Raw genomic sequence first — 22,178 nt, 5'->3', positions numbered from 1 at the left:
TGTTTCACGTGAAGCGCTCCGGCATGGAATGCGCCCTCGCCGGCCCGACGCTTTCCGCCTTCAACCATCGTCTTGGCGGCGGGTGGCCGCCGCTATGAGAACGCTTCGACGAGATCGTCGAGGCGGATCGGCTTGATCAGGATGCGATAGGGATTGTCTTCCCTGATCCTCGCCATGGTGGGCGGCTCGTTCGACCCCGTCACGAAGATGATCTTCATCTGCGGATAATGATCGTGAGCGGCCTGCGCCACCTCGACGCCGTCGCGCTTTCCCTGGAGGCGCACATCCATCAGGACATGGGTGGGACGCGACTCCTCGATCAGCGCCGTCGCGGCTTCGGCCTTCGCCGCGGTTCCCAGCACCTCGACCCCGATCTGGCGGCACAGCCGCGCCAGGTCCTGCGCGATCAGGAACTCGTCCTCGACGATTACGACCGTCCTGGCCTCAGCCATCATAGGTTCTGTCCTCGAATGTAGCGGATGGAATGGTGATCAGGACCCGCGTGCCCTGTTCGGCGCGGACATCCATCTGCCCGTCGAGCTGGGCGACGAGCCCCTCGATGAGCTGGGTGCCGATCCCGCCGCCGGAGCCGGGCTCGTAGCCGACACCGTCATCGGCGACGAGCAGCACCCCTTCGCCGCCAGGCTTGCGGGAGAAGCCGACCCGCACCTCGCCGGCGGCGGTGCCGGGGAAGGCGTGCTTGAGCGCATTGGTGACGAGTTCGTTGACGAGGAGGCCCAGCGTCACGGTCGTCTCGACATGCAGGCGCCCGCGCTCCGCCTCGACCGCAATGGGCGGCCGCTCGCCGTTTTCCGCATGCGCGCCCGCGATATTGCCGCAGAGCTCGCGAAGGAAATCCTGAACATCGACCTCGGATGGCACGCGGGCCGACAGGAGCAGGCGGTGGACGATCCCCAGCGCCTCGACCCGCTGGACCGTGGCGTCGATCGTGCGCTGGGCGGTCGCGTCTTCGGTCTGGTCCCGGCCCAGGCGCAGGAGCGCGGTGGTCATCTGCAGATTGTTCTTCACCCGGTGATAGACCTCGCGCAGCAGGAGCTCCCGGTCTGCGAGCGCGGCGTGCAGGTCTCCCTCGATCCTGTTCTGCACGAAGGCGCTTCGCAGAACGGCGACGGAGAGCAGGACGATCATGACGATCGCCAGCACGCTCAGCCGGAAATTCGCGCTGAAGGCGCCGAGCCCCGTCGCCCAGAGCGCGAGGAGGCAGAGGAGGAAAGGCAGGATCAGCGTGCCGGGCAGGAGGCGCCTAGCAGAAGCGCTGCCGCCGCCATCGCCCGCCAGCACCTGGATCCAGCCATGGTCCGGGACCGAAAGAAGAAGCGCGAGGAAAAGGGCCGCGAAGGCCAGCGCCGTATGGACCGCCATCGCGGTGAACAGGGAGACTTCGTAAAGCGCGGCCGCATCGAAGGCGTAGCCCGTCAGCGCGATGCAGGCGAGAACGAGCCCCGTCGTCGCGGCGATCGTGAAGGCGAGATCCTCGCGTCCTTCCGGGGGTCGCGGGCGCATGACGCAGAAGCTCGCCAGCAGGAAGCAGAAGGCGGTCGCGGTCGCCGTGCCCGCATTGGGGTAATCCCCGCTCGCCGACAGAACCAGGCCCTCGAGCCCGCTCGTATGCAGGACGGTGCTGACGGCGAGATTGAGCAGCGCCAGCGTGAAGACGAGCAGCCCCGCCGCCCGCCGAAGCCTCGTTCCCGTCTCGGGGCGGGCCTGGCGCAGGCACAGGACGCCCCCCAGAAGCACGAAGGACAGAGCGGTCGTGGGCACCATGGCCGCGAAATCGGGCCGGACCCGCCGCAGCGCGTCGCTGCCGAACGTCCAGCCGCCCAGCAGCACGAGAGCGCCGATCCCCGCCGACAGCCCGCCAGCGCCAATGCGGCTCGGCGCAAATGCATCTCGGTCCTCGGACTTATCGAAGCCATGGCCGCTTTCCCGTCAGGTGAAGATCGCCTTTGTCCTCGCTTGAAGCTAAACTGGATGCAACATAAGTAAAATCGGCGCCCCTACAGGGACCGCAGAGCCTCGGCCGCGATGCTGAAGGAGCGCTTGCGGGCGGCCGGGTCGTGAATGCTGCTCGAAAGGATCAGCTCCTCGGGCCTGTAGCGGGCGATCAGCGCCGCGAGCTGGTCGTGCACCTCCTCCTTGGAGCCTGTGGCGGACACCGAGAGCGCCTTTCGCACCGATGACAGCACCTCCGGCGCGGCCTTGCGCTCGAAATCCCCGTCCGGGCGGGGGAGGGGGCCCGGATGCCCCGAGACGAGATTGGCGAAGGCCTGCTCGGCGGAGCTGCGCAGATAGCGCGCCTCTTCGGCCGTCTCCGCGGCGAAGACGTTCACCGCCAGCATGAAGCGTGGCGCCTCGGCAGACTCCGATGGCGTGAAGCTCTGCCGGTAGACGTCGAGCGCCGCGCCCAGCGCTCCCGGCGCGAAGTGGGAGGCGAAGGCGTAGGGAAGTCCCAGATGCGCGGCGAGCTGCGCGCCGTAGAGGCTCGAGCCGAGGATCCAGAGCGGCACGCGGCTGCCCGATCCCGGCACGGCGCGGATCGCCTGGCCCGGTTCGGCAGGGGCGAGAAGGTGAAGCAGCTCCTGGACGTCCTGCGGGAAGCGGTCATTCGCCGTCTGGCCGCGCCGCAGGGCGCGCAGGGTCGCCATGTCGCCGCCGGGCGCCCGGCCGAGGCCCAGATCCACTCTGTCCCCGTAAAGCGCGTGCAGCGTGCCGAACTGCTCGGCGACGGCGAGCGGGCTGTGATTGGGCAGCATGACGCCGCCCGCGCCGATGCGGATCCGCGTGGTCTTCGCGCCGATATGCGAAAGCGCCACGGCGGTCGCGGCGCTGGCCACGCCGGTCATGTTGTGGTGCTCGGCCATCCAGAAGCGGGCATAGCCTTCCGCCTCGGCATGGGCGGCGAGTTCGGCGGACGCGGCGAGCGCCTGCGCGGCGTCGCCGCCTTCTGCGATGGGCGCGAGATCGAGGACGGAAAAGGGAATCATGGCGCGGCTTCCTGCGGCTCCGGGCTTTCGCAGATAGGAAGCCTGCGCCAGGGACCAAGCGCGGCAGTGAGCGGGCGATTCCGGCGCGTCCCGCCAGCGCTTCCTTTCCTCTTGTGGAAAACCGCGCTCGTGCAATCGCGGACAGCGTTTTCCGGCGCTTCGTGCGATGACGGATGGCCGCTCGTGTCTACACGGACAGGCACTTCGTGGCATCGCGGATGCCGCTTCGTGACAACGCGGACGGCGTCCGCGAAATTCAGTCGCGATTCCAGCGGCTTCCGCTGCCGTTAACGACTCTAACCCTTCTAACCAGGAATCTAATCCCCGCTGCGCGGGCGGGGGTTACCCTTCGGGGGATGTGAGGGAAGGATGCGGGACCATTCGTGCTTTGAAGGACCGAATCGGCGGGGCGGCCGGAACCGTTCCCGGTGCAAAACGAACGCCGCGATTCGGGGTTGATCGAATCGCGGACTCGGTCAGTCCCCGAAAGCACGACCGAGTCGCGCCTCCGGGGCAGGGCGGCTCGCCGATTCGTCCCCGATTGCACGAATCACCGCTCGTCTGCCTCGAAATGGGGGAAACTAAGGACTCCGCGAGCCTCTCAGAGGTGCATAGGCTCGTGCTTACGGGGACGGATCCCCGAAAGCACGACTCCGACGACTCGACTCCGGCCCCGCTTGAGTCAGTTTGGGTCGTTAACGAACCGGTCCCTCGTGTTTACGGGGACGAAGACGGAGACGGCCCGATGCAGCTCGCCTTGCCCGAACTCGACAGCCCGCTGCACGGCAAGGTGAAGGGCGAACGGTCCGTCATGGCCTTTCCCTTCTTCGCCCTGTCCAAGGGACGGCGCATGCAGCCGATCACCTATCAGGACGAGCATGTCACGATCGAGGTGAGGCCGTCGCAGACCGGCTGCGCGACGATCTACGACAAGGAGATCCTGCTCTATATCGCCAGCCTCCTCGTCGCGCAGATGCGCCGCTGCGAGACGCCCTCGCAGGAATACGCCTTCACCGCGCATGATTTCCTGCGGGTGATCGGGGGGAACCGCTCGGCGCGCAGCTATAGCCGCATCCAGGGCGCGCTGGAGCGCCTCCAGGGCACGCAGATCAAGACCAATATCGAGGCCGGCGGCGAGGGCGAGGACGGCTATTTCTCCTGGGTCTCCGAGGCCAAGATGTCCTATTCCAAGGACGCGAACGGCAAGAAGCGCCTGACCGCGGTCAAGGTCCGCCTGTGCGACTGGCTCTACCGGGCGCTGATCAAGGATCAGAAGATCCTGACCTACGACCTCTCCTATTTCTCGCTCAGCCCGATCGAGCGGCGCCTCTACGAGATCGCGCGCGTGCATTGCGGCCAGCAGCGCTTCTTCCATGTCGGCCTCGAAAAGCTTCAGCGCAAAGTCGGTTCCGAGGACCGCACCGCGAAGTTCAAGGCGGCGCTGCGCGATGTCTGCGACCGGCAGTCGATCCCGGAATACGACGTGCAGATCGTCGAGGTGCCCGATTGCGACGGCGCGCGGCTGATCCAGTCCGAGGGCTTCAAGCCGCAGATCACCAAGCGCACGCCCATCGTCCTCTTCACGCCCAAGGGCCGCCCGGCGCGGGGCGCCTCGCGCGCCGAGGTTCTGCCGCCGCCGGCCTCCCTGCCCGAAGCGCGGGTGGCGCGGGAGTCCGATTTCCTCGTCTCGCCGGAGACACTGACCAAGGCGGGCCGCATGTTTCCCGGGCATGACAAGTATTTCGTGCTCGAGGAATGGAAGCGCTGGGGCGCCGACAAGGAGCCGCCGCGCAATGCGGATGCGGCCTTCCTCGCCTTCTTCACCACCTATGCGCGGAACAATCCGCTGGCCTCGGCCTGAAGACGAAGAAGAAGCCTTCCCTCCCGATCACGAATAGTTCAAGCTGCCTTTCGGGCATGAAGGGGGTGTGGGGCCGGGCGCTTCCTTCCATGAAGGGGAGGCGGGGATGCTGTCCGACCGGCGCATCCAGGACGAGGCCGATGTGCGGCGCGTTCTGCAATCAGCCATGGATCAGGCGCATGAAGCCATGATCCTGACCGAATACGCGCCGCTCGACGAGCCGGGACCGCGGATCCAGTGGGTCAGCCGGGGGTTCGAGGACATGACCGGCTACGCGGCCGAAGAGGTGATCGGGAAGACGCCCCGTATCCTGCACGGCCCCGGCACCGAACGCGCCGTTCTGGACCGGGTGCGGGCAGCGCTCGAGCGGGGCGAGCCGGTGAATGCGCAGACGACCAACTACAAGGCCGACGGCACGCCCTTCCAGCTCGAATGGTCGATCACGCCGGTCACCGACGCCGGCGGCAGGCCCACCCATTGGCTGTCCGTGCAGCGCGACGTCACCGAGCGGGAGGAGGCGCTGGCGCAGGTCCGCCTCCTGCGCGACGAGCTGAGCCACAGGCTCAAGAACATCTTCGCGATTCTCACCTCGCTTCTCGCCCAGCTTCCGCGGGACGGCCTGACCGCCGACGAATTCGCCGAGCGCTTGAACGAGCGCCTGCAGGCCATGGCGCGCGCCCATGACGTCGTGTTCGGCGACGGCCAGAAGGGGGCGCCCATGGACGAACTCGCCCATGCCGTGATCGATCCCCTGATTTGCGAGGGCCGGTTCACTGCCCAGGGCCCGCATGTCGCGCTTCCCGCGCACAGGGCGGTGTCGATGGCGCTGATGCTGCACGAGCTTGGCACGAACGCGGCCAAATACGGCGCGCTGTCCGGGCCGCGCGGCCGGGTGGTCCTCAGCTGGGCCTGCGAGAATGGCTGCCTGACCTTCGAATGGCGCGAGAGCGGCGGCCCGCCCGTCTCGCCGCCTGGCCGCAGGGGCTTCGGCTCGCAGCTGATCGAGCCGCTCCTGCGGATGGGCAGCCGGGAGGATGCGGGCCTCTTTTTCGAGGAGGAGGGCGTCGTCTGCCGCGGCGGGATGATGGTCTGAGGGCTCCGCCTCGGGTCCGGACGGCGGCCCCGCTTCCACCGTCCCTGTCCGCAGGCTGCGCTTCTGCCCGCTGAGCGGCTTCTTTCCTCTTGCCGCTCCTGCGTGGTAGCTCGCGCGCAACAAGGGAAAGGAAACGACATGGCAGACAGTGACGTCCGCTACGGGCTGGCCGGGGTTCTGGCCGACGACACGGCGATCTCTAAGGTGGTGCCGGAGACGAACTCGCTGACCTATCGGGGCTATGCGGTGCAGGACCTCGCCACCCGCGGCAGCTTCGAGGAGACGGCCTATCTGATCTGGAACGGCGAGCTGCCGACCAAGGCGCAGCTCGAGGAGTTCCGCAGGAAAGAGCGCGAGGAGCGCGGGATCTCCGACGACCTCAAAAACGTCATCGCCTCCTTCAACAAGGACGCGCACCCCATGGACATGGTGCGCACCTCGCTGAGCTATCAGGGCCAGGAAGACCGCGAGGCCGATCTGGGCTCCGGCATGTCGAAAGACGGGTTCGACGAGGAAGCGCTTCGGCGCATCGCGCTCAGGATGTATGCGCGCCTTCCCGAAATGGTCGCGGCCGAATACCGCCACCGCCAGGGCGCGCAGGCCATTCCGGCCGACCCCGCCCTCACATGGTCGGAGAACTTCTTCCACATGTGCTTCGGCGAGGTGCCGGCGCCCGAAGTCGTCAAATGCTTCGATGTGTCGATGGTCCTCTATGCCGAGCACAGCTTCAACGCCTCGACCTTCACCGCCCGGGTGATCGCCTCGACGACCTCCGACATCTACTCGGCCTGCGTCGGCGGGATCGGCGCGCTCAAGGGGCCGCTGCATGGCGGCGCCAACGAGGCGGTGATGCACATGCTCAAGGAGGTCGGCGAGCCGGACAAGGCGCGCGACTGGATGCTCACCGCGCTCAAGGAGAAGCGCAAGATCATGGGCTTCGGCCACAGGGTCTATCGCTCGGGCGACAGCCGGGTGCCGACCATGACCGACTATTTCAAGAAGATGGTCGATACGGTCGACACGGACGAGGCGCGCAAATACTGGGAGATGTCGCGCATCCTCGACGACACCATGGTCGAGGCGAAGGGCATCTATCCCAATCTCGATTTCCCCGCGGGGCCGGCCTATTACCTGATGGGCTTCCCGATCCCGATGTTCACGCCGCTCTTCGTCCTCAGCCGGATCACGGGCTGGACGGCGCATGTGATCGAGCAGCTTTCAAACAACAAGCTGATCCGCCCGCTCTCGGCCTATAACGGCGAGAGCCAGCGCGATTTCCTGCCCATCGAAGAGCGGTGATATCCGCGCTGAGCAGCGGGAATCTTCCGGCGGACGGAACAATTCCCGCGCTCAGCGGTTCCTCTCTGGAGGCGGCAATTCGCCGCGAGAACGAGAGGAACGCTTCATGGCTGAAATCCCCGTAACCAAGAAGTCGGGAGTCCCCTGGTGGGTCTGGGCGATCGTGGCGGCGATCGTGCTGATCCTGCTGTTCTGGTGGCTTGGCGGTGACGACGACGAGGTCGCCGAACTCGAAACGGTCGACAGCGACGCCATCGTGGTCGCGGATGTCGATGCGGGCCCGATCACCGACATCACCACCATCGAGACGGCCACCGATCCCACGACCCTCGCCGGCCGCTCGGTCGAGCTGACGGCCGTCGATGTCGGCCCCGTGGTCGGCGACCGCACCTTCACCGTGATGGACGATGCGGGCGGCGAACTCTTCGTCGTGCTCGATCAGGTGCCGACGCCGGGCACGCCGACGGAAGGCCGCTATGACATCAACCCCGACCAGGTGATCGACATCTCCGGCACGCTGCGCGAGGTCCGCAACGGCATGATCGACGGCGAACGCATCGAAGACATGCCCCGGGGCACGCAAGTCTATCTCTGGGCGCAGACCGCAGACATCGAGGAGCGTTCGTAATGGCTGAAGTTCACGACCATTCCCATCTCAGGAAGTTCTCCGAGCTGTCCGGCTGGAAGCTCGAGGAAGGGCATCAGGACATCCGCAACATGCCGCTCGTCGCGCCCGACGGCGCCTCGCTCGGCCGGATCGACGACCTTCTGGTGGACGAGGGCGCGGAACGCGTCGCCGCCGTCCGCCTCGAAGACGGCCGCACGGTCGCTGTCGAGCCGCTGGAAATCCAGGACGACCGCGTGATCGACCATGGCGCGGGCCATGTGCACGCGGCGGATGCGCGGACCTATAACGCCAAGACGGTCCGCACCGCCTGAACCACCGCGCCATCGCGGTTCAGCAGGACGGCCCCCGCTTTGCGGGGGCCGTTTCCGTTTGGCCTTCAAGAGCAGTTCTCTTTTCCAGAATGCAATGTTTCTGACAGGAAATTGTATAATCGAATAGTTGAAGAACAGATCGCGGCATCTTCGCCGCAAACATGGCGGACAAATCGTAAATACCGCCATCTTTCGCCAAGACGTCTTCCTACCTCATTGTCGAGCCCCGAAACGGGCGAGCCGAATGGAGGAGTTTCGAGATGAAGACGCTTGCCATGACCACCGCCGCCGCACTGGCCCTGTCCGCCGCCGCCTTCGCGCAGGAACAGCCGGCGCAGGAGGCCCCCTCCGTCCAGCCGGTCGCACCCGCCACCGTGGATGCGGGCGATATTCCCTCCGTCGATGCGCGCGCCGCGCAGGCCGGCATCCTTTCGGAGAACGGCACGCCGGTCGACCCGACCATCCCGGCTGAGATCGCCGAGACGCCGGAAACGCGAAGGGCCGAGGCGAGCCTCGGCGAGGAGGCCGCTCTTTTCGAGGCCCGCAACGAATTCGCCGAGGCGGACAAGGATGGCGACGAGCAGCTGACCCGAGAGGAATTCGTCACCGCGATGGAAACGACTGTCGGCGCCGAGGGAGAGGCGGCGAGCGAGGAGGCGCAGGCTCAGGGTGAAGAGCCTGCGCCCCGAAGCGACCTCGATGCTTCTGACTATCTCGTCGCGAAATTCGCGATGATCGCGGGGGATGACGGGACGCTCACCCTCGAAGAGCTCGAGGACGCCCGCCGCACCGATTTCGCCGATGCGGACCGGAACGGGGACGAGGTGCTCGAAGGCGAAGAGGTGACCGAATACGCTCAGCGCAAGGCGGGCCGCGACACCTATTGAGTCCTTGGCGCCTCGTCCGGACCGGCCCCCCGGGATCCTTGTCCCGGGGGCTTTTTTTGCCCGGGCGTCCGAAAAAAGCGCGATTGGTTAACGGCGTTAACGCTGCGCTAACCTCTGTGTCCGATGTTTTAACCCTGACACCTGCCCAACACGCGAACCTCGAAGGATCGTCATGCCGCTCAACCTGACAGCCGACCCCGCAGACCTCAGCCCGCGCATCACCGTGATCGGTGTGGGCGGCGCCGGCGGCAATGCCGTCAACAACATGATCGAAGCCTCGCTCGAAGGCGTCGAATTCGTCTGCGCCAACACCGACGCCCAGGCCGTGGCGCTGAACCGCGCGGGCCACAAGCTCCAGCTCGGCACCGGCGTGACGCAAGGGCTCGGCGCCGGCTCGCGGCCCCAGATCGGCGAGGCCGCCGCGGAAGAATCGATCGACGAGGTCATGAGCCTGATCGAGGGCTCGAACATGCTCTTCATCACCGCCGGCATGGGCGGCGGCACGGGCACGGGCGCCGCGCCGGTGATCGCCAAGGCCGCGCGCGAGCTCGGCATCCTGACGGTCGGCGTCGTCACCAAGCCCTTCCACTTCGAAGGCGCGCGCCGCATGCGCATCGCCGAGGAAGGCATCGAGGAGCTGCAGCGCCATGTCGATACGCTGCTGATCATCCCCAACCAGAACCTGTTCCGCCTCGCCGACGAGAACACCACCTTCCAGGACGCCTTCGGCATGGCCGACGAGGTGCTGCATGCGGGCGTGCGCGGCATCACCGACCTGATGATCGTTCCGGGCCTGATCAATCTCGACTTCGCCGATGTCCGCGCGGTCATGTCCGAAATGGGCAAGGCCATGATGGGTACGGGCGAGGCGTCGGGCGACGACCGCGCCAGCGCCGCCGCCGCCGCCGCGATCTCCAACCCGCTCCTGGACGAGACCTCCATGCAGGGCGCCAAGGGCGTGCTGATCAACATCACGGGCGGCCTCGACATGAAGCTGTTCGAAGTCGACGAGGCGGCCAACCGCATCCGCTCCGAAGTCGACCCGGACGCCAACATCATCGTCGGCTCGACCTTCAACCAGGAGCTCCAGGGCACGATGCGCGTCTCGGTCGTCGCGACCGGCATCGAGCGCTCGGCCGAAGAGGGCGCGGCGCCCGGCATTCCCGGCGGCCGTCCGGCCGTGATCCGCGAGATCGCGCAGCCGGCAGCCGAGACGCCTGCTCCGGCCCCCGCCGAAGAGCCCGCGCCGCAGCCCGTCGCCGAAGCGCCGGTCCAGGCCGAGCCCGAAGCGGAAGTTCCGGCGCCCGCCGCCTTCGCCCCGCAACCGGCCGAGAATCCCGTCGGCGACGTCCATGACCGCATCCGCCGCATGCTGACCGAGGACGACGCGACCCCGATCCGCAAGGACCTCAAGCCCGCGCAGCAAAGGGCGAACCCCTTCCGCACCGGCCGCCAGGGCAGCCCGCTCGACGCCGCGGTCGGCGCGCTGAAGGACGCCTTCGCCAACCGGACCCCGGCGCCGCAGACCGCCGCCCCGTCCCGCCCCCGCGCCGACAAGAACGTCTTCGGCGAGGGCAGCGACGACCTCGAAATCCCCGCCTTCCTGCGCCGTCACAATTAAGACGCGAAGGGGCGCTCTAGCCCCTTCCGGGCAGAGCGGAGAGACCCGGTGCTGGGCAGGCGCCGGGTCTCTTTCTTTTTTGGCTGACGCCTGCGGCGACGGCGCGGAGCGCCGGCTCGCTCCTGGACGTCGCTCGCTCCGCGGGAGCGGGGTGCGCGGGTGGCGGGCGCGTAGCGGGTGTAGGGTGGATCGTGATCCACCATGCGTCGGTACGGTTGGCGCTGCTGCGCGAGGGCAGGCAGTCTCCACGTCACCGATGTCCGGAGGGGTGGAGACTCTGCTGCCGGGTGAGGGCGGTGCCGCAGCCGCTCAGTTCGCCGAGGCCGTCGCGAACATCCAGCGATAGCCCGAGGGGTCCGCGACCTCGTAGCTGCGGTCGCCCCAGAACTGATCCTTCGGCGGACCGCCAACCTTCGCCCCTGCGGCCTTGGCGGTCTCGTAATGCGCATCGACGTCGGGCACATAGACATAGAAGGTCAGGGGCCAGACGCCTCCCATCGCTCCTGGCGCCTTCTCGCCGCCTTCCGTCACACCTTCGGGCGCGGCCATGAAGATGACCTGCTCCTGATGGGTCCACTCCGTGTGCACGATCCCCTTCTCCTCGTCCTCCATCTTGCCCGTCAGGGAGAAGCCGAAGGCGTCGCGGTAGAACGCGATGCTCTCCTGCATGTCCGCGACGGTGAGATAGGCGGAGAACCAGGCGGCCTGGTCGGGTTTGATGGTCGTGGTCATGACAGGGCCTCCGGCTGCTGGGCCCGATGATATCGCGGGCCGCGATCCGGACGTGAGTCCTTACAACAGACAGAGTGCAGGCGACGGGTCCGCCAGCAATTCGGACCGTGTGGAGCAAGGGGCGGAGATCGTGGCGCGACGGTGATCCCCTTCCGCCTCCTACGCCCCCGGAATGCGGAACCGCCGGAAGAGCGCCTTTTCGAGCTCGAGGACGGTGAACAGCACTGCGCCGATGCCGATGATGGCCGCGCCCTCGGCGAGGCCGACCGGCCTCGTGTCGAAGACGGCCTGGAGCGGCGGGAAATAGGTGAAGGCGAGCTGCGCTGCGATGACCGCGCCAACCGCGATCAGCACGGCCGGCGTTCCCACGACGCCGCGCCAGCTCAGCGACCCGCCGCTCAGGAAGCGGACATTGAAGAGATAGAAGATCTCGGCGACGACCAGCATGTTCACCGCCAGCGTCCTCGCGGCCGCGACGTCCCGGCCCCTGTCGAGCGCCAAGAAGAAGACGAGCAGCACGGCGCCCGTGAACAGGCTCGCCACCAGCCCCACCCGCCAGAGGAGGAAGCCCGAGAGGAGCGGCGCGTCGCGCTTTCTCGGCGGGCGCGTCATGGCGCTTCCCTCTGCGGGCTCGAAGGCGAGGGCGAGGCCCAGCGTGACGGCGGTGACGAGGTTCACCCACAGGATCTGCGTCGCCGTCATGGGCAGGGTGAAGCCCAGGAGGATCGCCAGGATGATGGTGATCGCCTCGCCGCCATTGGTGGGCAGGGTCCAGGCGATCACCTTGCGGATGTTCTCGTAGACCGTCCGCCCCTCCCGCACGGCGGCGACGATGGAGGCGAAATTGTCGTCGAGCAGCACCATCTCGGCCGCCTCCCGCGCGGCCTCCGTGCCGCTGCGTCCCATGGCGGTGCCGACATCGGCCTGCTTGAGGGAGGGCGCGTCGTTCACGCCGTCGCCGGTCATCGCCACGACGAGGCGGTGGGACTGAAGCGCCCTGACGATGCGCAGCTTATGCTCCGGCGCGGCGCGGGCGAAGACCGACACCCGCAGCACGGCCTCCTTCAGCGCGTCGTCGTCCATCGCCTCGATCTGCGTGCCGGTCAGGGCCTCGGGCGCATCGGCGAGGTCGAGCTGGCGGGCGATGGCGGTGGCCGTCGCCGCGTGGTCGCCGGTGATCATCTTCACCGCGATGCCCGCCGCGCGGGCCTCGGCGATGGCGGTTCTCGCCTCCTCTCGCGGCGGATCGACGAAGCCCATCAGCCCCAGCATCGTCGCGCCGGAAAGCGCCTCCGGCGTCAGATGCGCGGTGCCGGGCGGCAGCTCGGTCATCGCGAAGGCGAGAAGGCGCTCTCCGCGCTCGGCGGCGCGCGCCATACCGTCCTGCCAGGGCCCCATATCGGCATTCGCGCAGAGGCTCAGCACCGCCTCGGGCGCGCCCTTGATGAAGGCGGTCGGCACCCCTTCTGGGCTTCGATGCAGGGTCGCCATATAGCGATAGGCGGCGTCGAAGGGGATTTCGTCGAGGCGGGGCCAGTCCCGCGCCGCCTCCGGCAGGCCGGCCTTTGCGCCCAGCGCGAGAAGCGCGCCCTCCATCGGATCGCCGATGACGGACCACAGGCCGTCTTCCTCTTTCAGCCGGGCGTCGTTGCACAACAGGCCGCAGCGGACGAGGCGCTCTGTCCGCGCTCGGGCTTCGCCGCCTTCGGGGATGCCGAGGGCCCCTTCGGGTGCATAGCCGCCGCCGCTGACGGGCACCTCTTCCTCGCCGGTGAGGAGGCGGGCCACGGTCATTTCGTTGCGCGTCAGCGTGCCGGTCTTGTCGGTGCAGATGACGCTGGTCGCGCCCAGCGTCTCGACGGCGGGAAGGCGGCGGATCACGGCATTGCGCGCGGCCATGCGCTGTACGCCGATGGCGAGGGTGATGGTGATGACCGCCGGCAGGCCCTCGGGAATCGCGCCCACGGCGACGGCGACCACGGCGATCAGCGCCTCGACCCAGCCAAAGCCGCGCAGATGGACGGCGAAGGCGAAGAGCGCGGCGCCGAACAGGCCGATGATGAGCGTCAGCCACCGGCCGAAGCGGTCGATCTGGCGAAGGAGCGGCGTGACCAGCCTGGGCACGGATCGCAGCATGCCGCTGATCTTGCCGATCTCGGTCGCCGTGCCCGTGGCGACGACCACGCCCGTGCCCCGGCCCCGGGTGACGAGCGTTCCCGAATAGGCGAGGGCGGTCCTGTCGGCGAGCGCCGCCTCGGCGGGCACCGGCGCCGCATCCTTCTCGGCGGCGACGGCCTCGCCGGTCAGGGCGGCCTCCTCGATGGCGAGGCCGCGCGCCTTGATGAGGCGCAGATCGGCGGGGACGCGGTCGCCCGCCTCGATGATGACGATGTCGCCGGGAACGAGATCGGCGACGGGGACCGCGTGCCTCTCCTCGCCGCGAAGACAGATGGCCTCGGGCGAGACGAGCTCGTCCATGCCCGCCAGCGCCTTCTCGGCGCGGCCTTCCTGAACGAAGCCGACCACGGCGTTCACGAGGACCACGAACAGGATCACCACGGCATCGACGACGTGGTCCAGGACGAAGGCCGCGCCGGCCGCGGCCAGCAGGAAATAGATGAGCGCGTTGCGGAACTGCGCCGCGAAGCGCCGCCAGGCCGGCGTGGCGGGAGGCGCGGGAAGCGCGTTCGGCCCGAACCGCTTCGCGCGTTCGGCCGCTTCGGTCGCGGTCAGGCCGGTCTCGCGGCTCTTCAGCTCCGCGAGGGCGTCTTCGGCGGACAGAGCGTGCCAGGCCCGCTCCGGCCCCGCCGCCTCCCCGGCGAGGAACGCGTTCTCGCGCTCGTGAGGGGTCTGCCTTGCGTCCACCGGCGCCTCCCGCCGTCACCTCGAATGCGGTCGCGCGGATGCTCTCCGATCATGCCGCCGGGCGCAATCGCGGGGCGGCATGAAGCGGCCCTTCAGGAGGGGGGTGGTGGGCGGTGACGGGTTCGAACCGCCGACATCCTCGGTGTAAACGAGACGCTCTACCAGCTGAGCTAACCGCCCCAAGCCCTCGCGTTACGCCGCGAGGGGGAAGGTGTTCAAGGCTTACTCGCCTTCGGGCGCGGCGCCCTCGGGCTCGAGCCCCGCATCGTCGAGATCGGGAACCGCCGCTTCGGGCGCGCCGGCCTCGTCGGGCAGGGCCGGGGCTTCCTGCACTTCGGGATCGTCCGTGCCGAAGACGTCGAGCACGTCCTCCTGGCGCAGATCGCCAGCATCGATGGCGCGGCTCGTGCCGTCCTCGCCGGTCAGGTCGCGGAAGATCTCGTCCTGATCGACGCCCCGGTCGGCGGTGAGGGCGAGGGCGAGGGAGGTCGCGAAGAACAGGCCGCCGAGCGCCGTCGTGGTGCGGGTCAGCGCATTGGCCGCGCCGCGCCCCGACATGAAGCCGCCGCCCCCGCCGCTCATGCCGAGCGCGCCGCCTTCGGAGCGCTGCAGCAGCACGACGCCGATGAGGGCGATCACGATGATCGTGTGGATGGCGAGAAGGATGGCGGTCATGGCGGAGCCTGGGATTCTGCGTGGGAGGCGCCCGAAGGGCCAAGCGGACGCCTGTTACGGGCTGGAACGCTTTCGCGCAAGGCGGGGCGGACCGGCCCGTCCCTGGCTTCAGGAGGGCACGCCGTCCTCGTCCAGGTCGATGGCGATGCGCGTGCCTTCGGGGCCGGAGCGCACGTCGAGCGTCGCGCCGAGCACTTTCGTCAGGCCGAGGACGATACTGCCGCCGAGGCCCGAATTGCCGCCCGCGCTCGTGGTATCGAGGCTGCCGCCCTCCTCTTCGGCGCGGCCCTGCTGCTCCGGGATCGAGGCAGAGGCATATGGCCAGTCGCTGCCCTCCGGCAGGCCGATGCCGTTATCCTCGACGATCAACCGCGCCGTGCCGCTGTCCAGGCGCTGGAAGCGCACCGTCACCAAGCCTTCCCCGCGCCCCTCGAAGGCATGTTCGAACGTGTTCGTCAGCAGCTCGGTCAGGAGGAGGCCCAGGCGCCCGGCCGCATTGACCGAGAGCCTGACGCTCTGGCAGTCGATCTTCATCCTGACGTCGGGTCGCCCGCTAATACTGCCCACGACATTCGCCACGCGGCTCAGATAGGCGCCTGCCGCGACGGTCTCGGTGTCGTCCTCGTCGCCCGGGGCGAGCATGGCATCATAAAGAAGAGCGAGGGCCTCCACGCGATGCGCCAGCGCGTTGAAGGACTCCTGCGTCAGCTCCCGCGTCGCATGCAGCCTGATCAGGCTGACGACCATGGCGAGGTGGTTCTTCACGCGGTGCTGCAATTCGCGCAGCATGACGACGGAGGGCGTGGAATGCTCCGGCCGGCTTCCTCCGCCGGTCTCCTCTTCCTCCCCGTCCGGCTCGTCCGCCACCGCGCGCTGGACGGCGAAGAATGCCGTCAGCGATCCGTTCTCGTCCTCGACCGGCGAGATCAGGACCTGGTTCCGGAACGGGGTGCCGTCGGCCTTGTAGTTGAGGATGCGGACATCGAATTCGCGTCGTGCCGCGAGCCCTTCATGAATGCGCTCTATGTCGCGCTCGTCCGTGTTCTCGCCCTGCAGGAAGCGGCAATTCCGCCCCATCGCGTATTCCCGGCTGTATTCGGTCAGGCTGACGAAGCCCTGATTGACGTAGACGATCGGATTGTCGTCCTGGGTAGGGTCCGTGATCACGATACCGACCGATGCGCGGTCGAGCGCATGACGCACCGTCTGTGGGCTGGCCTTCGACACGGTCTCTCTCCTCCCCCCGGCCAGCGGCGGCCGCCTGTCCTCAAGGCCGGCTCCGTCGCGCCCTCTCCCCGAGGACTTTACCTTGCGGGCGGCCCGTTTCAACGCCTCCGCATCCCTTGCCGGGGCAGGCAGGCCGCCGCTGGCCCGCACCGCAAGGGCCGACCGCTTCAGGCCGCCGAGATGATGCCGTAGAAATCTTCCGCCTTGAGGCTCGCGCCGCCGACCAGCGCCCCGTCGACATCGTCGAGGCCCAGGATCGCTTTCGCATTGGCCGGCTTGACCGAGCCGCCATAGAGCAGGCGCACGCCCGGGCCCGCGACCTCCCGCATCAAGCGGTGCATCGCGGCGATGTCGGCCTCTTCGGGCACGAGGCCCGTGCCGATGGCCCAGACGGGTTCATAGGCGACCACGAATTCGCCCTCCGGCAGCGAGCCTTCGAGCTGGCCGCGCACGACCGCCTCGGCCCGGCCCGCCTCGCGCTCGTCCCTGGTCTCGCCGACGCAGACGATGGGCATCAGGCCCGCGCGCTGCGCCGCTTCCGCCTTCGCCTTCACGGCCGCATCCGTCTCGCCGAAATCCGCGCGGCGCTCGGAATGGCCGACGATGACATAGGTGGCGCCCGCATCGGCCAGCATCTCGGCGCTGATGCAGCCCGTATGCGCGCCGCATTCCTTCTCGTGGCAATCCTGTCCGCCAAGGGCGATGCCCGCAGCCCGCGCCTTTGGTTCGAGAACCGAAACGAGCGTCGCCGGCGGGCAGACGAGCACGTCGGCCTTCGCCCTGTCGGCCTCGGTCAGCTTCGCGCCCAGCGCCTCGATCTCCGCGGCGGCCGCGGCCAGACCGTTCATCTTCCAATTGCCTGCGATCAGCTTCTTCACTGCGCAATCCTCCCGTTTCGGCCGGTCTTGCCAAGTCCGGGCCGCTTAGCCAAACCCTGTCGGCCGCAGACCAGCCGAGACCGCGATGATCAGCTCCTTCCGCTCCCTGCTCGAAGGCCCCGGCAAGTGGGTCGTCGTCGTCCTGCTCGTGCTCGCCTTCGCCTTTTTCGGCGTGCCGCAGCTCGACAATTTCCGCAGCCAGGACGCGCTGCGCGTCGGCGACGAGGCCTATTCCGCCCGCGAGGTCGAGGCCGAGTTCTCCCGCGCCCTGCGGCAGGTCCAGGCACAAAACGAGCGCGCGGTCACCCGCAGCGAGGCGATCGAGGCGGGGCTTCTCGAGCAGACGATCGAGGGGCTGGTCACCCGCGCCCTGATCGGCGAGGCGGCCGACGCGCTGGGCCTCGTCGCCACCGACGAGATGGTGCAGCGCTATCTGCGCGATCAGGACGCCTTCGCGAACCCGCAGACCGGCGAGTTCGACGCGCAGGTCCTCCAGCTGATCCTCCAGCAGAACCAGATGACCCCGGCGCAGTTCCGCGAGGAGGTTCGCGAGGACATCGTGCGCGGCCAGCTGGTCGAGGCGGTCGGCACCAATGCCCGGGCGCCGCGCGCTCTGGTCGACTACCTCCTCCTGCGCCAGAACGAAGAGCGCGAGGTGCGCCTCGCCCGCCTGCCCGCCGAGGCGGCCCCCGAGGCGGACGAGGCCGCGCTGCAAAGCTTCTATGCCGAGAACGCCGCCCGCTATCGCAGCCCCGAGACGCGCAGCTTCCGCGCCCTGATCGTCTCCGAAGAGGCGCTGATGGAGGGGATCGACGTGCCCGAGGACGAGGTCCGGGCGCTTTATGACGCGCGGGCCGCCTATCTCGGCGAGCCCGAGACCCGCAGCTATCGCCAGGCGGTCTTTCCCGATGCCGAGGCCGCCGAGGCCGCGCGCGAGCGGATCGCGGCCGGAGGAGACTTCGCCGCCATCGCCCGGGAGCTCGGCGCGAGCGTGACCGTGGCCGAGGACCGCACCGAGGGCGGCATCGTCGACGATGCCGTCGCCGAGGCGGTGTTCTCGGCCGAGGCGCCGGGGCTGCAAGGCCCCGTCCAGGGCCTGGTCGGCCCGGTGCTGGCGGAGGTCACGCAGATCACGCCGGGCACGCAGGTGAGCTTCGAGGAGGCGCGCGAGGATCTCGCCGCCGAGCTTCGCGCCGAAGAGGCCCGCACCCTGCTGCTCGACACGGTGGAGGCGGTCGAGATCGCGCGCGACAGCGGCGCGACCCTCGAAGAGGCCGCCGAGGCCGCGGGGCTGCCCGCGCCCGAAAGCTACGGCCCGGTCGACCGGGACCTCTTCACGCCCGAAGGCGCGATCGAGGACGTGCCCGGCGCCGTCGCCCGCACCGCCTTCACCCTGTCCGAAGGCGATGAATCCGAGGCGGTGGAACTCGACCAGCCGGGCTATGCCTTCGTCGCGCTCGACCGGGTGACGCCCGCCGCGACCCGCCCCTTCGAGGCGGTCGAGGCCGAGGTCCGCGCCGATTACGCCGAAGAGGCGCAGAGGACCGCCCTCACCCGCGCCGTCGCCGGCTTCGAGGAGCGTCTGGAAGCGGGCGAAAGCTTCGAGGCCGCCGCAGAGGCCGCGGGCGCCGAGGTCGAGACCCGCACGGTCTCGGCCGCGGACGGCGAAAGCGGCCTGCCGCCCGCCTTCCTGCCCGAGCTCTTCTCCGCCCGCCTCGGCACTCTGGTCACAGAGCCCCAGCCGCAGGGGAACGAGGCGCTGGTCGCCATGGTCGACGAGATCCGCTTCGGCAGCGATCCGCGCGCCGCCGCTCTGGCGACGAGCTATCGGGGCCAGCTCGGCCAGGAGCTCAGCCAGGAACTCGTCCAGCGCTATCTCCAGGCGCTTCAGGCCGAAGAGGGCGTGCGCCGCAACGAGGCGGTGATCCAGCAGCAGTTCTCCGATGGCTGACACGGACGGCTTCCTCGCGCCGCAGCCCGCCTATGAAGATTTCGCGAGCGCCTATCGGGCGGGAAAACCCCAACTCGTCTGGCGGCGCGTGGCGGGCGATCTCGACACGCCGGTCTCGGCCTATCTCAAGCTTTCGCGCGGCGAGGCGGACACCTTCCTCCTCGAATCCGTCGAAGGCGGAGAGCAGCTCGGGCGCTATTCCACCATCGGCTCGCGCCCCGACCTCGTCTGGCGCGCCTCCGGCGAGCAAGCCGAGATCAACCGCACGCCGCAGAGCGATCCTTGCGCCTTCGCGGCCGAGGACCTGCCCACCCGCGCCTCGCTGGACCGCCTGCTGACCGAGTCCGAGATCCCGCTCGACCCCGAGACGCAGCACCGCCTGCCGCCCATGGCCGCCGGGGTGTTCGGCTATTTCGGCTATGACTTCGTGCGGCTGGTCGAGCGCCTGCCGAACCGGCCCGATGACGAGCTGGGCCTGCCCGACGGCTATTTCGTCCGCCCGACGCTTCTTGCGACCTTCGACAACGTCAAGCGCGAGGTGATCCTCGTCACCCCCGTAAGGCCCGCAGCGGGCGTGAGCGCGGAAGAGGCCTACGAGGCGGCGGGCGCGCGGCTGGACGAAGGCCTGACCGCGCTCGCCACGCCCCTTCCGGCGGAGGCCGCCGCGACGACGCAAGGCGGCCCCGAGCCCGAATTCACGTCCAACATGGCGCCGGAGGCGTATTGCGCCCTCGCCGAGCGGGCCAAGGAGTACATACGCGCGGGCGACATCTTCCAGGTCGTGCTCAGCCAGCGCTTCTCGGCGGACTATTCGGGCGATCCCTTCTTCGTGTACCGCCAGCTGCGCCGCCTCAACCCCTCGCCCTTCCTCTTCTACCTCAATTTCCGGCCCGTCAGCCTTCTGGGCGCGAGCCCCGAGATCCTGGTTCGGGTCCGGAACGGCGACGTCACGATCAGGCCCATCGCCGGTACCCGGCCGCGCGGGAAGACGAAGGAAGAGGACGAGGCGCTGGAGGCCGAACTTCTCGCCGACCCCAAGGAACGCGCCGAGCACCTGATGCTTCTCGATCTCGGCCGGAACGATGTCGGCCGCGCCGCCGAGATCGGCAGCGTCCGCCCGACCGAGACCTTCGCGATCGAGCGCTACAGCCATGTCATGCATATCGTCTCGAACGTGACGGGGCGTTTGCGCAAAGACCTCCGCCCCCTCGACGCGCTTGCCGCGGGCTTTCCCGCGGGCACGCTGACGGGCGCGCCCAAGATCCGCGCCATGCAGATCATCGACGAGCTGGAACCCGTCAGCCGCGGCCCCTATGGCGGCTGCATCGGCTATTTCGGCGCCGATGGCGGCATCGACACCTGCATCGGCCTGCGCATGGCGGTCGCGGCGGAAGGCAGGATCCACGTCCAGGCGGGCGCCGGGATCGTGGTGGATTCGGTGCCCGAGGCGGAGCACCGCGAATGCCTGGCCAAGGCCGGCGCGCTGATGGAGGCGGTGAAGCGGGCCGTCGGGTGAGGACGCGCACCCGCTCGCCGCGCACCCTTTGCGGGAGCGCGGCGCGCCCCTCGCCCGCTATGGGTGCGGGATGCTGCCGGCACCCCCTTGGCCGTGGAACGATCGTCCTGCCCGGGCGTTACCCGAAGCAAGCGGGCGCACCGACGCCCGGCAATGCTTCGGCGAGGGGATGACATGATCCGCAAGACAGAATTCCACACCCGCACCGCGCTCCTGCTCGGCGCCAGCCTGCTGGCCGCCCCCGGCATCGCAGCCGCGCAGGACACCGCGCCAGAGCCCGTCGACGAATGCGTCGACCTCTATATCTTCGTGGACGAGTCCGACGACTACGTGCTCGACGACGAGCCCGAGATCGTGGCGCTGATCGAGGAGAACGAGGCGCCGGGCTGCGAACGCGCCCTCCAGCGCCTGCAACGCGAGGCGAGCCTCCTCCAGACCGAGGACGAGGACGAGGCAGAGGCGGAGATGCTCGTCCAGGAGGACGAGGAGGAGATCGTCCGCGACGTCGAGCGGGAGACCGAGACCGCGACCCGCCGCGTGCAGGAAGAGGTCCAGATCGAGGAGACGGTCACCGTGCAGGGCGTCGTCGACGTCGCCAGCGGCGTGCCCACGGTCGAGGTCGACCAGCAGGCGGCCGAGGTCTCGGTCCGCGAGCAGGCGCCGCGCGTCACCGTCACCAGCCGCCAGGGCGAGATCGTGGTGCGCGAGGCGCCGCCGCGCATCCGGGTCGAGATGCCCCAGCCGATCATCACGATCGAGCAGGACGCGCCCGAGATCGTCATCACCATGCCCGACCCGGACGTGAACGTGGAGACGAACCCGCCCCAGGTCGAAGTGCGCCAGCCCGAACCCCGCATCCGCGTGGCCGTGCCCGATCCGCTCGTCGATCTCGACCTCCAGGCCGTCGCCGGTGCCGAAGACGGCGAGGTCGAGACCCGCTTCAGCCGCCAGGACACGCCCGCCCCCGAAGCGCGCGACGGCATGCGCCTCGTTCCCCGCGCCGAAGCGGGCACGGATGCGAATGTCTATGTCACCGAGGCCGAGCCGAACGTCGAGATGGCGGGCGGCGATGCGGCCCCCGAAATCTCCGTCGAGACGGCGGAGCCCAGCGTCCGCTTCGTCGATGCCGAGCCCGAGATCGAGCTCGCCGGCGAGGAGCCCCGGGTCGAATATCGCCGCGTCGGCGAGCCGCGCGTGACCTTCGAACAGGCCGCCGCGCCGCGCCAGGGCATGATGGATGCGGACGAGGCGCCTGTCTCGCAGGCCGGCGCCGTGGCGATCTATACGGTGGGCGACCTCACCGGCATGGATGTTGTCGGCTCCGATGGCGACGATCTCGGCACGCTGAGCCGCTTCGTGCGGACCAATGGACAGGTCTATGCGATCCTCACCGCCGGCGGCTTCCTCGGCCTCGGCGAAAAGGAAGTGCCGCTTCCGCTGTCGAGCCTGAGCATCGGCGAGGATGAGATCATCGCCCGCGGCCTGACCGAGGATGCGATCGAAGAGGTCGAGGAGCAGGACATCCCCTCGCGGCTCGATCTGGGCGACGACGAACAGATCGACATCGACTGAGACCTCACGATCTTTGAACGGAGGGCCGCGGCGGGAACGCCGCGGCCCTTCGTCGTT

The 22,178-nt window shown here is 68.8% G+C and carries 18 protein-coding genes and 1 tRNA gene; 10 read left to right on the top strand and 9 right to left on the bottom strand.

Going from position 1 to position 22,178, the window contains the following annotated elements:
• Positions 1-92: 92 nt before the first annotated feature.
• The 3 genes from IE88_RS0113060 to IE88_RS0113050 all read right to left on the bottom strand — a co-directional run bounded on the left by IE88_RS0113060 (position 93) and on the right by IE88_RS0113050 (position 3,005).
• A complete protein-coding gene (locus IE88_RS0113060) occupies positions 93-455 on the bottom strand; it encodes a response regulator (protein WP_031555179.1) in 363 nt (120 codons plus the stop codon).
• Positions 445-1,851 carry a sensor histidine kinase gene (locus IE88_RS17515; protein WP_051882183.1) on the bottom strand — a complete coding sequence of 469 codons (1,407 nt, stop codon included), beginning with the start codon at positions 1,849-1,851 and terminating at the stop codon, positions 445-447. The genes IE88_RS0113060 and IE88_RS17515 overlap by 11 nt, the downstream gene beginning before the upstream one ends.
• Positions 1,852-2,018: 167 nt before the next feature.
• On the bottom strand, positions 2,019-3,005 hold the full coding sequence (locus tag IE88_RS0113050; protein WP_031555175.1) for an LLM class flavin-dependent oxidoreductase: 987 nt from the start codon (positions 3,003-3,005) through the stop codon (positions 2,019-2,021).
• 745 nt (positions 3,006-3,750) lie between these two features.
• Here IE88_RS0113050 and IE88_RS0113045 point away from each other — a divergent pair.
• The 7 genes from IE88_RS0113045 (at position 3,751) to ftsZ (ending at position 10,705) form a co-directional block, all read left to right on the top strand.
• Complete coding sequence (locus tag IE88_RS0113045; protein ID WP_081871670.1) at positions 3,751-4,866, top strand: replication initiator protein A; 1,116 nt, start codon at positions 3,751-3,753, stop codon at positions 4,864-4,866.
• A 106-nt stretch (positions 4,867-4,972) separates the two neighbouring features.
• Positions 4,973-5,959, top strand: a complete 987-nt coding sequence (locus IE88_RS0113040) for a PAS domain S-box protein (RefSeq protein ID WP_051882181.1) — start codon at positions 4,973-4,975, stop codon at positions 5,957-5,959.
• Positions 5,960-6,097: 138 nt separating this feature from the next.
• The gene (locus IE88_RS0113035) at positions 6,098-7,258 is read left to right on the top strand and encodes a bifunctional 2-methylcitrate synthase/citrate synthase (RefSeq protein WP_031555169.1); all 1,161 of its coding nucleotides are present in this window, start codon (positions 6,098-6,100) and stop codon (positions 7,256-7,258) included.
• A gap of 106 nt (positions 7,259-7,364) precedes the next feature.
• Positions 7,365-7,886, top strand: a complete 522-nt coding sequence (locus IE88_RS0113030; RefSeq protein ID WP_031555167.1) for a hypothetical protein — start codon at positions 7,365-7,367, stop codon at positions 7,884-7,886.
• The gene (locus IE88_RS0113025; protein ID WP_031555166.1) at positions 7,886-8,197 is read left to right on the top strand and encodes a PRC-barrel domain-containing protein; all 312 of its coding nucleotides are present in this window, start codon (positions 7,886-7,888) and stop codon (positions 8,195-8,197) included. Before IE88_RS0113030 ends, IE88_RS0113025 begins: the two co-directional genes overlap by 1 nt.
• Positions 8,198-8,457: 260 nt before the next feature.
• A complete protein-coding gene (locus tag IE88_RS0113020) occupies positions 8,458-9,084 on the top strand; it encodes an EF-hand domain-containing protein (protein WP_031555164.1) in 627 nt (208 codons plus the stop codon).
• Between the two features lie 172 nt (positions 9,085-9,256).
• Positions 9,257-10,705, top strand: a complete 1,449-nt coding sequence (gene ftsZ / locus IE88_RS0113015) for a cell division protein FtsZ (protein WP_031555162.1) — start codon at positions 9,257-9,259, stop codon at positions 10,703-10,705.
• A 309-nt stretch (positions 10,706-11,014) separates the two neighbouring features.
• Here ftsZ and IE88_RS0113010 read toward each other — a convergent pair whose 3' ends face one another.
• From IE88_RS0113010 to tpiA, 6 genes are all read right to left on the bottom strand, one after another.
• Positions 11,015-11,437, bottom strand: coding sequence for a VOC family protein (locus IE88_RS0113010; RefSeq protein WP_031555160.1), 423 nt, complete (start codon positions 11,435-11,437; stop codon positions 11,015-11,017).
• A gap of 159 nt (positions 11,438-11,596) precedes the next feature.
• The gene (locus tag IE88_RS0113005; protein ID WP_051882179.1) at positions 11,597-14,302 is read right to left on the bottom strand and encodes a cation-translocating P-type ATPase; all 2,706 of its coding nucleotides are present in this window, start codon (positions 14,300-14,302) and stop codon (positions 11,597-11,599) included.
• A 104-nt stretch (positions 14,303-14,406) separates the two neighbouring features.
• A tRNA-Val gene (locus IE88_RS0113000) sits at positions 14,407-14,482 on the bottom strand.
• A 42-nt stretch (positions 14,483-14,524) separates the two neighbouring features.
• Complete coding sequence (secG, locus tag IE88_RS17510; RefSeq protein ID WP_051882176.1) at positions 14,525-14,977, bottom strand: preprotein translocase subunit SecG; 453 nt, start codon at positions 14,975-14,977, stop codon at positions 14,525-14,527.
• 108 nt (positions 14,978-15,085) lie between these two features.
• Positions 15,086-16,204 carry a PAS domain-containing protein gene (locus tag IE88_RS0112990; protein WP_051882175.1) on the bottom strand — a complete coding sequence of 373 codons (1,119 nt, stop codon included), beginning with the start codon at positions 16,202-16,204 and terminating at the stop codon, positions 15,086-15,088.
• 167 nt (positions 16,205-16,371) lie between these two features.
• Complete coding sequence (gene tpiA / locus IE88_RS0112985; protein ID WP_031555152.1) at positions 16,372-17,082, bottom strand: triose-phosphate isomerase; 711 nt, start codon at positions 17,080-17,082, stop codon at positions 16,372-16,374.
• 85 nt (positions 17,083-17,167) lie between these two features.
• On the opposite strand from tpiA, the gene IE88_RS16720 reads away from it, so the two are divergent.
• The 3 genes from IE88_RS16720 (at position 17,168) to IE88_RS0112970 (ending at position 22,121) form a co-directional block, all read left to right on the top strand.
• Entirely contained in the window at positions 17,168-19,033 is a 1,866-nt protein-coding gene (locus tag IE88_RS16720; protein WP_036767272.1) for a peptidylprolyl isomerase, read from the top strand.
• A complete protein-coding gene (trpE, locus tag IE88_RS0112975) occupies positions 19,026-20,549 on the top strand; it encodes an anthranilate synthase component I (protein WP_031555150.1) in 1,524 nt (507 codons plus the stop codon). Before IE88_RS16720 ends, trpE begins: the two co-directional genes overlap by 8 nt.
• Positions 20,550-20,723: 174 nt before the next feature.
• Entirely contained in the window at positions 20,724-22,121 is a 1,398-nt protein-coding gene (locus IE88_RS0112970; protein ID WP_031555148.1) for a PRC-barrel domain-containing protein, read from the top strand.
• Positions 22,122-22,178: the final 57 nt, after the last annotated feature.

Source organism: Parvularcula oceani, from assembly GCF_000733125.1.
In the GTDB taxonomy this organism is placed as follows: domain Bacteria; phylum Pseudomonadota; class Alphaproteobacteria; order Caulobacterales; family Parvularculaceae; genus Parvularcula; species Parvularcula oceani.
Note: the sequence above shows the minus strand (reverse complement) of the source record. Positions and strands in the feature narration are given on the sequence as shown.